Genomic DNA, 12,209 nt, shown 5'->3' with positions numbered 1-12,209 from the left:
CGGGCCCGGAGTCAAGCGCGCTCGCTCGGGATGATGAAGCCTTGATGCGCGGGGAAAGGGGGGGCCTATGACCGCTGCAGCACTAGCGCGTGGCACACGCGCACTCCATGATCGCCGGCGGTCGTTAGCCAGCCGGTGGGCCGGATTAGGACTTACCGTCGCGGCGCTTATTTACGATCACGCGAGTGTGGCGGCAGGACCCCTACCGCAGGGCGGCAGTTTTGTCGGCAGCACGGGCAGCATCGCTCAGAACGGCCGGAAGCTGAACATCACGCAAGCAGGCGGGCGTGGCATCATCAATTGGGACAGCTTTTCGATCGGCGTGGGGAACACCGTATCGATCAACAACGGCACGGGCGCGACGCTCAACCGTGTGACCGGCAGCGATGTTTCCGCGATCTACGGCGCGCTCAACGCGACGGGCAGTGTGTATCTCATTAACCCAAATGGCGTGCTGATCGGTCGAACCGGCGTGATTTCGACGGGTGGCCGCTTCCTGGCATCGACCCTCGACGTTTCCGACGACAGTTTCCTCAATCCGCGCACAATCGGCGGAACGGCCTACACCGGGAATTCCACGGCGAATGTCGTCAACCTCGGCAAGATCTCGTCGTCTGGCGGTGACGTTCTGCTTATATCGGCCAGCAATGTCGTCAATGCCGGAAGGATAGATGCGCCAACGGCAACGCGGAATCTGCCGTAGGCCGTCAGGTGCGCTTGTTCGATAGCGCGTATCAACAGCTTTCCGTCGATGTGGGAAGCGGCGGCACGATCAGAAACACCGGCACCGTCGAAGCGGCGACCATCAACCTTCAGGCGGCAGACGGCAACATCTTCGCGCTGGCCGGTCACTCCGGCGCGCTGCGCGCGACCGGCACGGCCACGCGCGACGGACACGTCTGGCTCGTCGCCGACACCACCACGAACTACCGCGTCAACACCGGCAACATCGACGCCCGCGGCGCTCAAATCAGCGCTCGCAATGCGGACGGCAGCCGCGGCGTAGTCGATATGTCGGGTGGCAGCGTCAAGGTGGGCGGCGCAGATGTTCAGGCCAGACAGTGGAACATCACGACTGGGGATTTCACCGTCGATGCGCGCACCGCCGACACGCTCGGCGCCAGCCTGAACCGCGGCGCGTCGGTCAACGTGCTCGCGAATGGTGCCGACGGCAAGCTGGGCGCGAACGGCAAAGGGAACATCGACGTGGAAGCGAGTCTGCGCTGGCGCGGAGACGCGTCGCTTGACCTCAATGCTGCGCACTCGCTGACCATCGCGCCGCGCGTGACCATCGCCAACATCGGCGCGGGGTCGCTTACGCTTTCTGCCGACAGCTATGGATTCGACAACGGCGGGAGCGTGATCAATCAGGGCACGCTCGACTGGTCGCGAAGCACCGGCATCATCACGGCGCTGTACGACATCAACGGCACTTTCACACGCGGCACGGTAGTCACAAATCCGTCGTGGCAGGCCGCGCCGTTCAGTGGGCTGCTCACGCAATTCACGGCTTATCAGCTAATCGCGTCGCTGGACGACCTGCGCGCGGTAAACAACAACCTCGCGGGCAACTATGCGCTGGCTTCGCGCGGAATTGAATTCGTCGATGCGGGCGAGTTCGGCGGCATCGGCTCCGCCGACCATCCGTTCACCGGCCAGTTCGACGGCATGGGCCATCTGCCGGCCGATCTTCATCTCGCCACTAATGCCGGAATGTTCAACGTGATCGGCCAGGATGGGGTGGTGCGCAACTTCACGCTGGCAGACGGCACGGGGACGTCTTTCTCGGGCCCCGTAGGTTTGCTCGCGGCAGTCAATTACGGGACGCTGATCAATGTCGGCGCGACAGGCATCATCACGTCGGCGGGCAACGCTAACTCGGTGATCGGCGGGCTGGTCGGCGAGAATTTCGGCAACATCGAGCGGTCGTGGGCGGGTGTGAACATCACCGGTACGGGTGAACTGGGAGGGCTGGTCGGGCGCAACGACGGGCACATCGATCGTTCGTATTCGCTCAACTCGATGAGAGCCGGTGCGCCGAGCACATTTGGCGGCCTGGTCGGCACCAACAATGGCGACATCGTTCGTTCTTACGCCTTCGCGTTCCAGATGAGCGGCGGCACGACGGTCGGCGGACTGGTTGGCAACAATACCGGCCGCATTGAGCAGTCGTACGCGTATGCGAAGCTCACGCCGGACGGCAACGCGACAGCGGGCGGCATCGCGGGCAACAATAGCGGCAGCATCGCCAAGGACGTCTTCTGGAACAGCGAGTCGTCGGGCGCGCAAGCCGGCGTCGGTTCGGGCACGGCGGTGGCCAGTTCGAGCAGTCTCACCGACCTGGAGTTGCGCGACCCTGCGAGCTTCGGGCCGACATGGAACTTCGCTGCCAACGGCACTTGGGTGTCAGGATATTTCGGGCCGTCGCTGCGCTGGCCCACGCAACCGTGATGTCGTGTAACTGGTGACCTGGCTGCTGATGAGCGTGTCAGCCAGGCCTACCTCGGTTGCGGGATTTCGGCCATCACAGCATCGTCAACGACCGCACGTATCGTAAAGATGCAGTTTTGCCGATGCGAGCCTCATGGACCGTTCCGGGTCGCGAAAACGACCGTGGACGCCAGCGGAGTGCGGCGGGTGTCAACTTGGTACGCGAATCGCATAGCGCACGGTTCGGCCACAACCTGCCGTTCAGCGAGCGGGCGACCTGCCGTTGGTACGGCTGCATTGGTCCGTTATCTGACCGACGCGCTACGCGCATAGTTCGGCGTTTGCGGACGTTCGGCTGCCGAGTTGGAACGGCCATTCGTACGGTGGCTACGCGGAAACGCAATCACCTTCGTAGCCGATACGCTCTGGCCGTCTCCATGGCTCCGACAGAAGCTAACTCGCGGCTCGAAAACGATGCGTGGACGACGGCGAACAGCCGAACGCCGCCTGGTCCGGCTGTGAAAGCCGAAGGTGGTTAGCAGCATCGCCCATCGCGGCGATAGATCGTCTGGCGGTTACTAACTGGGTCGACTACGCAGGAGCATCAGTAGCCCCTCTTCCAGATCTTGCCGAAAATCGTAGCGCAGGGCTGCCAGATCGGGGCGCGCCAGCACTTCCGCCGCGAGCGTGCCCGGATTGCTCAGCGGCCAGAGCCCGATAAGCAATGGCAGCGCCTGGTGAATAAATTTCTCGAACGCGGATGCGGAGATGGACGGCATGCAGTTGTGAAAGTCGAGCGCCGTCTCGTTTCGTATGTTCAGCAGCCCGTGCTTGAATCCCACCATGCGCTCGGCCGAAACATTGCGCTCGAGGATCGACGGGAAGACGCTGACAAGTCGGCACAACAGCGGGCGCGCTGACACGGTTGCGGAGAACGCCCGCGCGATGTGTTCGATGGTTCCGCGACGTCTGCCTCGGCTTAGTGCTGCGCGGAGTTCCGTGCGCCAGATCATGAACTCCTCGACGAGCACGGTGAGCAAAACCGCTTCGCTGCTCTCGAAGTATCGATACACGTTCGACTTGGTCATCTCCGCGCCCCGCGCCAGCTCGTTGATGCCGAGGTCGTGCACGTCCGGGATTTCGAGCAGCAGCGATCTCGCGGCGTCAAGCAGGTGCCGCCGGCGCTCTTCCTTCTGTTCGGCGGAGCGCGCCCTTAAATACGTCGATGTCGTCATCCTTGAAGAATCCGAAAAGCTGTTCCGCGAAAGCGCTAACTGTTCATGAGTCGGGCGATGATCGCCTGATGTATCCAGCGAGGCGTCGCCCAGATCATCGCCACCGCTGACTTGTTTGCCCAGCCAGGGACGACGCTGATGCGCCCCGCCTGCAGCGCACGTATTCCGGCACGCACGACAGGCTCCGGCTTCATCATGAGCAGCTTCAACGCGAACGTAATCTTTTGTTTGGCCGCTTCAGCGAATCCGGTGTCGGAAATGCCCGGGCATAGCGAAGTAACAGTCACGCCGTCCTGCTTGAACTCGCGGTGCAGCGCGTCGCCAAGCCGCAGAACATAGGCCTTTGCCGCACCATAGACCGCCATGTCCTGCACGCCGTAATGAGCCAGGAGACTGGCTACCAGCAGGATTTTGCCACGGCCTCGCTGACGCATGTCCTGCCCGAACAAACGCGTCATGGCAGTCAGGCTGGCAATATCCAGTTGCACCATGCCCATCATCGCATCGAGCGGCGCATCGAGGAACGGCCCTTGCAATCCATGCCCGGCGTTGTTTATCAGGACGTCGACGGCGATGCCCTGGTCAAGCAGCTGCGAGTGCAACCGACCAATGGCGTCAATGTCGGAAAGGTCAACCTGCTCCACGAGCACGTTGACGCCGTACGTCCCGCGCAGGGATTCCGCTAGCGTTTGGAGCTTGTCCAGGCGGCGTGCCACCAGTATCAATGAATGCCCCTTGGCCGCGTACTGGCGCGCAAACTCCTCGCCAAATCCGCTCGAAGCGCCTGTGACGAGAACCCATGAATCGTTATCAGATGCCATACCGGTAGCCTTTGCATGAAGGTGACTGTGCCGGCCGCCGAGGGCAGCCATGGTTGACCGCGTCCGCGGCCTCAGGGAATATAAAAGACCGCCAGTCTGCAATTTAACAGACCATCGGTCTCTTGTGCAACGATTCTATTCAAATGGCAGGACAGATAGGAATGACGGTGGACGCGAGGGACGCCGCCGGCAGAATTCACGGAGGCAGTCAGAGACTGTCGATCTCATGATGTTTCACGTGATCTTTGTGGATTGCCCGCGTGACGTCGGTGGCCCCGCGCTGGCGGCGCATGATCGAGCCCAGGAAGGCCCGCGGTCCATGAAAACGCCAGAAAAGGCGCCGATGCGTGCGTTGCAGACCGTTGTTGCGGCCCGATCCGCGCAATGTGCGACACCAGCACGATTGCTTGCGCGCCGCGCAGCGCAGCGCAAGCTGGCTGAGACTTGGTGCGTTTTTCGTCAACGATCTGAATACTGGCGACGAGTGCCCGCTCGTGCCCACCTCTGCCTGATCCGGTCGGATCAGACCGACGATTCGTGTGCAGGCCGCCCCGGCTTTCCCGTTGCCCAACCATCAAGTCGCACCCGCCGCGTGCCGATATGCAGACGTGACGCCGATGCATCCGCCGTGGAAATCAAAACACGACGGTCGCGGCGCCCGCCACCTATCAGGAAGGAGACGTTCCCCAAATGCAGTGGTTTTCCAATCTCAAACTGAGCCACAAGCTCGTCGGCTCGTTGATGCTGTGCGCACTCGTGACGGCGATCGTCGGCATCGTCGGCATCCTCAAGGTTCGCGAGGTCGCGACCATGCAAACCGAAATGTACGAGAGTGAATTCGTGCCGGTGCGCAACGACGGCACCGCCGCGTGGCAGGCGGCCTCGCATTTCCGTCGTCTGTACTCGTACATCCTGAACGCCGACACGGCCGGCCGCGCCGATACGGTGCGCCTCAATCATGGCGGCGAAGCGGCGATCCTGTCCGCGTTCGACTATGAACGCAAACACGCGAGCACCGCCGCGCAGAGCGCGTTGCTGAGTGATTTCGACGCGACGTGGCCGGCCTACACAAGTTCGGTCGCGAAGGTGATGGCACTCGCCGACCGGGGAGACCAGACGGGCGCCCTCGCCGAACTTCGATCGGCCACCGATCCGCTGCACGTGAAGCTGCGCACGCTAATGATCAAGCTGTCGGACCAGCGTGACGGACTGGCGCGCCAGCGCGTCGAAGAAGGCATCGATGCGGTCCGCTCGGTGACGTGGTGGATCGCGAGTTGCGCACTCGGCGGCGTCGCGGTTGCGATCGCTCTTGGCGTGCTGATGACGCGCGCCGTAGTGCGGCAAATAGGCGGCGAGCCCGCCGAAGTTGCGCGAATCGTCGAGACGATTGCGGACGGCGACCTGAGCGATCGGCTCGGCGCCGGCCACGTGCAGGAGCGCAGCATCCTCAGCGCGATCGCCCACATGCGCCAGCGGCTCGCGGCAACGATCGGCACCATGCGCGAAAGCGCGGAGTCGGTCAGCATTGCGTCACAGGAAATCGCGAGCGGCAACATCGATCTGTCCTCGCGCACGGAGGAGCAGGCGGCGTCGTTGCAGCAGACCGCGGCGAGCATGTCTGAACTCACGCAAACAGTCAGCCGCAATAACGACAACGCCCGCAACGCGAGCGAACTCGCGGCGCGGGCCGCGCAAGTCGCGGACACCGGCAATGCGGCAGTCGAAAGCATGGTGCGCACGATCGACGAGATCAGCGGCAGTTCGGCGACGATCTCGGAGATCACCGGTCTCATCGAAGGCATTGCATTCCAGACCAACATCCTTGCTTTGAACGCGGCGGTCGAAGCCGCGCGCGCGGGCGAACAAGGACGCGGTTTCGCGGTCGTCGCGAGCGAGGTGCGCAATCTCGCGCAACGCTCGGCGAGCGCGGCCAAGGAAATCAAGGAGACGATTACGGCGTCGGCGGCGATCATCGACGGCGGCACGCAGCAGGCCGGTAAGGTGAGCGCGACGATGGCAGACATCAAGGACGCGATTCATCGCGTGTCGAACATCGTAGGCGAAATCGCGGCAGCGTCCGACGAGCAGAGTCGCAGCATCCATGAGGTCGGCCGGGCGGTCGCGCAGATGGACGAGACTACGCAACAGAACGCGGCGCTGGTCGAACAGGCCGCGGCTGCCGCGCAATCGCTCGACCTGCAGGCGCGCAAGATGAAGGAGACCGTAGCGGTGTTTCGGGTTGAGCGGAGCGCGTGACAACTGCGCGGTCTGCTGAGGCCGACCCCACACGGGACAGTCGGTCAGCCTGAAAACCGACGTTCACCAGCGCAATGAGACGTACCGGACCCAGACGTCAACCATTTCACGCGCGCCGAAACCAATGTATCAGGAGATAGAGCGCACAACGCCGCCATCGACGCGCCACGCCGCGCCCGTCGTCGCAGACGCCTGTTCCGAACTGGACATAGACAAACTCATGTCGGACTACATCGGCGAGGGCCTGAACCGCTCGCCAGCGGTGAACCGGCTCGATGCTAGCAAGCCCGTGCAACTCGCGATCGACAAAGCGACACCTGGCAGCGTGCTGCATGCCGTCGCTGAAGATGGGGTCATCACGCGTGACATCGCGACGGCGCTGGGACAGTTCTTTGAGATACGAGTGGAATCAATTCCGGCCGAGCGCGCCCAGGCTCATTTTCGACTGGCTCGGCATGTTCTTCGGTGCCGACGCCCCTGCGTCCAGCGCACGCACGCGCTCACTGCTGGTCGGCGAGCCGACGCACGCAACGCTTCGGGAAGACATTGCTGCCGAACACTCCCCCCTGAGCTGACTGGTCGACTCGCTACGTCCGGCGCATCGCCGGGTACCTGCCGGCGTGCTGGAAATTCGCCTCGCTGCACATCAACAATTAGCCCGTTAAAAGCCTTTGCGGCGAAGGTCACGAAGAGGCTGCACCGGCTGCGCATCCGGGCGTAGATCGATTGCTAGCGCGTCAGTGCTCGTATTCCCTCCAGCAGTTTGCCGATTTCGGACTCAGTGGTCAGGTAGCTGACAGAAGCGCGCGCGATCTGCTTAAGGCCCCTGAATTCCATGTCCAACGGTGTATAGCCCACACCATTGCTACCGATTGTAATGCCTTGAGCCGTAAGACTGCGCTGCACTGACAGGGGGTCCAGTCCGTGCACGTTGAACGCCACCAGGCCGGATCGTTCGATGCCTTGATCCAGCACCGTCACACCGGGGATATCCGCCAGTTGTGTCCGCAACGTCCTTGCGATGCTGTCGATCCGTGCGCGGATAGTGTCAATCCCAATCTCCAGTGCTTCCCGCAACGCATTGGCGAGTCCGCAGTGCAGCGCCAGCGATGCTTCCGATGATTCGAACCGACCGGCGTCGTTCCGCAGGATAGGATCGCCGCTCGCATTCAGCGGTGCGGAGCGCGTGTCGACGAATGCAGGTGCCAGACGTGACAAAAAGTCCTGTCTTACATACAACAGGCCCGTGCTTCTCGGACCACGCAGTGCCTTACGGCCGGCACCGGTGAGAATATCGCAGCCCGCCTCGACCACGTCGATAGGAAGCTGCCCCACTGCTTGCGCGGCATCGATGAAGTACGGGATGCTGTGACGGCGCGCTACGCGCCCGATCGCAGCGGCCGGATTGATAAGACCCCCGTTCGCCGGCAGCCACGTTAGTGCAATCAGGCGCACTCGCTCGTCCAGCATCGCCTCCAGCGCGCGGGGATCTACAGTCCCGCAAGAGTCGGATGGTATGACTTCTATCGCCGCACCGGCGCCCTGCGCCGCAAGGCGCATGGTGGCCAGATTGCCGCCCCACTCATGGCGCCCGACCAGGATCCGCTCGCCTGGTCGCCACGGGCCCAACGCCGCGAATGCAGCGCCCCAACCGGGCGAATTCCCTGTAGTCACAGCGATCTCGGCCGGTCTTGCGTTCAGCAGCCTAGCCGCGAATAACCGCGCGCGTTCGCTGTGTTCGCGGCCGACCGCACCGGCTTCAATTGGCCCAATCGTGGCTTCGCGCCACAGTTGCGCCTGGATTGCCTCCAGCGTGGCCAAAGACGGCAGCGAGGCGCCGGCGTGGTTGAAATGTATGGTGCCTTGTGCACCCGGCGTCAGGGCGCGCAGCCCGTCCACGGCAGCAAGGAAGAGAGGTGAAGACATGGTTGTTCCTATGACGCCAGTTGGGTTCACGCCTGAGTAAGCGCGGTGACGGCTTCTGCCTCGACGGCCACACCCGAGGGCCGCGACGCGACGCCGACGGCACTGCGCGCATTGCGGCCCGGATCTCCGAATACCTGGACCATGAGGTCGGACGCCCCATTGGCAAAGTGGAAATCGAAGAGGTCATGTCCGGTGTATCCGGTCAGAACAAGGAGACTGCCATGCTATTGAATCGACCGTCGCGCGATCAGTCAATTTTCCTGTCTCCACCGATAAGCCAGACTGATCCATGCAATCCGACGGATCCCGTGCGGCGTCCTGTGTGAGCCAATCACCAAATAACGGCGCCGCATCGCCCAACGAGCGCTTGGGGGTGACCAGCCACTATCCGGTTCGAGGGCCATCCAGTGTGGTTTCAGGTGGCGCCTGCACGAGTGCCTTGCTCGCCAGCTGCGGAAAATGAGTCGATGGCGACCCATGGCGATGCCCTGCCCGGCCATTGCCGCTTCGACCACGATGTTGTAGTCGTGCAATTGCATGCGCTGCGTCAGGTTCACGCGATCCTCCGGATCGCCCCATGCTCGACTCCAGGGATTCCTGCGCGCTCAGCAGCGAACACATACGCCATGCACCGGGTTGCGGACTCTAGCCATTCCCGCAATGCATGCCATCACCGTTTGTCCCGTCATCGTGCCTCGGCTACCCGTTGCCAATATTTGCTTCGTGATGACGACCAGGCCAGGTCAGGACGCCGGTACGCTGACAACGACGTTGGTCGCACGGTTCATGGCGACAATATCGGCGTGGGCGGGATTGGGACCGGGCCTGGCGAAAACCTCCGGCAGCCGGTCACGTATCCTGGGCGCAATCCCAGGAGCGGCCGCAGCCAGCGCCTTGCGCATGGCATCCGCATCGTAGTCGCAGCAATACGCGGGAGTTGACGGCTGCTGGCGCCAGGATTCTGCGAGCGAACCCGCATCGACCGGATCGAAGCCCGTCTGATTCACCAGCTCCATCACGATTTCCCTGGAGCGCAGGTCATCCCCCGCCACGGCGACGGCGAGGCGGCCAGGCGTCCCCTCCGGCTGGCCCAGTTCTGCGAGCGTGTAGGCCAGCACGTTGTTGAATGCCTTGATGACAGGGTGCCCGATCTGCCGGGACACCCACACGCTTTCGGGCATTCCTTCGCGATTTCTGCAATGTGCGGGTCGCGCATGTCCGGGTAGTAGTTGCCAGTGTCGACGACGATCGCGTCAGCCGCTAGGGAACGAAACAAATCCGCAGGAAGCGCCTGTACGGCGGGCCGCGGAATCGAAAGGATGATGACTTCCTCGCCATCGACCGCACCGTGAACATCCACGGCCTGCGCGCCGATCTCGTCGGCGACCTGTCGAACACCATCCACGCCACGAGAATTCGCGACGCGGACTTCGTGGCCTGCCGCGCTTAACTTCCGGGCGAAAGCGCGCCAATGTTTCCCGTTCCGACGATCCCGACTTTCATGGCTGTATCCTCAATGTCGCATGCAGCACCCACTCTAGCTGGCTTATGTGGTAATGGCAAATACCGACTAAAAAGTAAGTAGCGTACCGAGGTGTTTGTGTCTGAAGAGCGTGAATGGAACTGCGAAGATCCCAAAAAGGGGCTTGAATGGGCCGCGGCGACGACAGAGGCCCTCCGGGTTTCTGGAGGGCAAGTGGAAGATCGCCATCATTTGCCAGCTGTTTGCCGCAAGGGGGCCCGCTGCGATTCTCCGATCTGGAGAAGCTGATTGACGGCACCAACCAGAAAATGCTGATTCAGCAGCTCAAGCCGTTGGAGAAAGACGGCATCGTGCGGCGAACGGTGTATCCCCAAGTACCGCCGAAGCAGAGTACGAGCTCTTTGCGATATGGGATATGCGCTCGGGCCGTCGATGCAGGCGTTAATCGGGTGGGCCGAGATGAGGCGCAAACGTGCCGAGGGTAACGGCTACTGAGAAACGGGCCGTGGCGGCGCGACCGTGCGCAGTCCTGCCATCACGAAGTCTATGAGCCAGGCAAGGCGCGGCTGCCACTCGTCATTGAAATCGATCTGCCAGATACCGGCACTTGCCAGGAAGAAGTCGTCAGTGGTCACGCCGGCCCGGATGGTTCCAGCTTTCTCGTTCGCATCGAGCAGCAATTGGGCCGCAGCGACGACTGGGGCATAGCCCGCCTTTCCCGGACAGTCCCGCATCAACGATACCTCGCGAATTGCATTGGCCAGGCCAGCCTTGGTCATCGCGTATTCGGCAAGGCGCTTCATCCACTCCCGCAATGCCTGGTCAGGCGAGCGCGTCTCAAGCAGGTGCTCCGCGAAGTTTTCGACCTGCCACATCTCGTAGCGATAAACCTCCATCACCAATGTCTCCCGCGTCGGGAAATGGCGATAAAAAGTCCCTTGCCCGACGCCAGCCTTCCTCGCGATCGTGCTCAGTGGCACGTCTGCCGAAACGGTCAATTCCGCGAGTGCGACCGCCAGAATGCGTTCGCGATTTTGCAGCGCGTCCGCGCGCGCCGGGCGATCCGTCTTTTGTGGCCGTGTCATTTGCCCCCCGAAGTATTTTGGCAAACGGACAATTGTCCGGTACGCTTCGTTTTAGCGGACACCTGTCCGTTTGACATTCTATCGGTTTCATCGATCTGGAGAGGCACAAATGAAGACTTCGGGCAATACGATTCTCATCACTGGGTCCACCTCGGGCATAGGGCTCGGTCTGGCGGTGCGTTTTAACGAGGCGGGCAACAGGGTTATCGTCGCAGGCCGACGCAAGGCGCTGCTTGAGCAGATCACCACGGATTACCCGGGTGTCGAGGCGATCGAACTCGACGTGGCCGACGCCGGGTCCATCGTCCAGGCGAGCGAACTGGCAGCCGAGCGTTACCCCGACCTGAATGTCGTCATCAACAACGCCGGCATCATGTTGAGCGAAAATGTTCTGGAGCCGGACTCACTGAAGCGTGCGGAAGAGTCGGTCGCGATCAACCTTCTGGGCACCATTCGCATGACCTATGCGTTCTTGCCGCAACTTGTCCGGAAAAACGATGGCATCATCATCAATGTCAGTTCCGCATTGGCGTTTGTTCCGTTCCCCATCGCCATGACCTACAGCGCCACCAAGGCGGCCGTTCATGTGTTTACCGAAGGATTGCGCGTTCAACTCGCCGGCAGTCCCGTGCGGGTGATCGAGCTGGTGCCCCCTGGCGTGCGCACCACGTTGTTCGGTCAGGAAAGTGACGAACAGGCCATGCCCCTCGAAGACTTCCTTGACGAGACGCTCGCCCTTTTGCATGCAGAGCCCACGCCCAAGGAAATCATCGTGGAACGCGCCAAGTTTTTGCGAACTGCCCAGGCTACTGGCAACTACGCCAACGCCCTTGAAATGCTGTCCGCATGGAAGGCCTCGGATTGAGGGAGTCGTCATCATCGATCGAACGGATTGATCGGTGCTTCGCTTACTCGATGCGCTTCGCGTCGACTACCCAATGCGCCGGCAAAGACGAGAAGAAGGCCCCCGATA

The 12,209-nt window shown here is 62.1% G+C and carries 10 protein-coding genes and 2 pseudogenes; 5 read left to right on the top strand and 7 right to left on the bottom strand.

Annotated features, from left to right (window positions below; translation table 11 throughout):
• Nucleotides 1-67 precede the first annotated feature (67 nt).
• Both P0D87_RS12750 and P0D87_RS12745 read left to right on the top strand, forming a co-directional pair.
• Complete coding sequence (locus P0D87_RS12750) at nucleotides 68-703, top strand: two-partner secretion domain-containing protein (protein ID WP_321175845.1); 636 nt, start codon at nucleotides 68-70, stop codon at nucleotides 701-703.
• 8 nt (nucleotides 704-711) lie between these two features.
• Nucleotides 712-2,451: a filamentous hemagglutinin gene (locus tag P0D87_RS12745; protein WP_321175844.1), complete on the top strand. Its 1,740-nt coding sequence runs from the start codon at nucleotides 712-714 to the stop codon at nucleotides 2,449-2,451.
• A gap of 557 nt (nucleotides 2,452-3,008) precedes the next feature.
• Here the strand turns inward: P0D87_RS12745 and P0D87_RS12740 are convergent.
• Complete coding sequence (locus P0D87_RS12740; RefSeq protein WP_053860447.1) at nucleotides 3,009-3,665, bottom strand: TetR/AcrR family transcriptional regulator; 657 nt, start codon at nucleotides 3,663-3,665, stop codon at nucleotides 3,009-3,011.
• Between the two features lie 35 nt (nucleotides 3,666-3,700).
• Nucleotides 3,701-4,486 carry an SDR family NAD(P)-dependent oxidoreductase gene (locus tag P0D87_RS12735; RefSeq protein ID WP_006051655.1) on the bottom strand — a complete coding sequence of 262 codons (786 nt, stop codon included), beginning with the start codon at nucleotides 4,484-4,486 and terminating at the stop codon, nucleotides 3,701-3,703.
• Nucleotides 4,487-5,176: 690 nt separating this feature from the next.
• On the opposite strand from P0D87_RS12735, the gene P0D87_RS12730 reads away from it, so the two are divergent.
• Nucleotides 5,177-6,742: a methyl-accepting chemotaxis protein gene (locus P0D87_RS12730; RefSeq protein ID WP_006051657.1), complete on the top strand. Its 1,566-nt coding sequence runs from the start codon at nucleotides 5,177-5,179 to the stop codon at nucleotides 6,740-6,742.
• A gap of 729 nt (nucleotides 6,743-7,471) precedes the next feature.
• Here P0D87_RS12730 and P0D87_RS12725 read toward each other — a convergent pair.
• The 4 genes and pseudogenes from P0D87_RS12725 to P0D87_RS12710 all read right to left on the bottom strand — a co-directional run.
• Nucleotides 7,472-8,668, bottom strand: a complete 1,197-nt coding sequence (locus tag P0D87_RS12725) for an aminotransferase class V-fold PLP-dependent enzyme (RefSeq protein WP_053860446.1) — start codon at nucleotides 8,666-8,668, stop codon at nucleotides 7,472-7,474.
• Between the two features lie 26 nt (nucleotides 8,669-8,694).
• A pseudogene (locus P0D87_RS12720) lies at nucleotides 8,695-8,832 on the bottom strand (RidA family protein); the annotation flags it as partial.
• A gap of 579 nt (nucleotides 8,833-9,411) precedes the next feature.
• Entirely contained in the window at nucleotides 9,412-9,849 is a 438-nt protein-coding gene (locus P0D87_RS12715) for an NADPH-dependent F420 reductase (RefSeq protein WP_006051661.1), read from the bottom strand.
• Between the two features lie 35 nt (nucleotides 9,850-9,884).
• Nucleotides 9,885-10,088 (bottom strand): annotated as a pseudogene (locus P0D87_RS12710) (NAD(P)-binding domain-containing protein); the annotation flags it as partial.
• 230 nt (nucleotides 10,089-10,318) lie between these two features.
• Between P0D87_RS12710 and P0D87_RS12705 the strand changes: the two are divergent.
• Complete coding sequence (locus P0D87_RS12705; RefSeq protein WP_321175843.1) at nucleotides 10,319-10,636, top strand: winged helix-turn-helix transcriptional regulator; 318 nt, start codon at nucleotides 10,319-10,321, stop codon at nucleotides 10,634-10,636.
• A gap of 3 nt (nucleotides 10,637-10,639) precedes the next feature.
• Here the strand turns inward: P0D87_RS12705 and P0D87_RS12700 are convergent, their stop codons facing one another.
• Nucleotides 10,640-11,236, bottom strand: coding sequence for a TetR/AcrR family transcriptional regulator (locus P0D87_RS12700; RefSeq protein WP_053860880.1), 597 nt, complete (start codon nucleotides 11,234-11,236; stop codon nucleotides 10,640-10,642).
• Between the two features lie 109 nt (nucleotides 11,237-11,345).
• Between P0D87_RS12700 and P0D87_RS12695 the strand changes: the two genes are divergently transcribed.
• Nucleotides 11,346-12,101 (top strand): SDR family oxidoreductase, encoded by a 756-nt coding sequence (locus P0D87_RS12695; RefSeq protein WP_006051663.1) that lies wholly within the window; start codon nucleotides 11,346-11,348, stop codon nucleotides 12,099-12,101.
• The last annotated feature ends 108 nt before the right edge of the window (nucleotides 12,102-12,209 follow it).

The organism is Paraburkholderia sp. RL17-368-BIF-A (genome assembly GCF_046054045.1).
Classification (GTDB): domain Bacteria; phylum Pseudomonadota; class Gammaproteobacteria; order Burkholderiales; family Burkholderiaceae; genus Paraburkholderia; species Paraburkholderia graminis.
The sequence above is the reverse complement of the archived record's forward strand: the minus strand, read 5'-3'. Positions and strand labels throughout refer to the sequence as shown.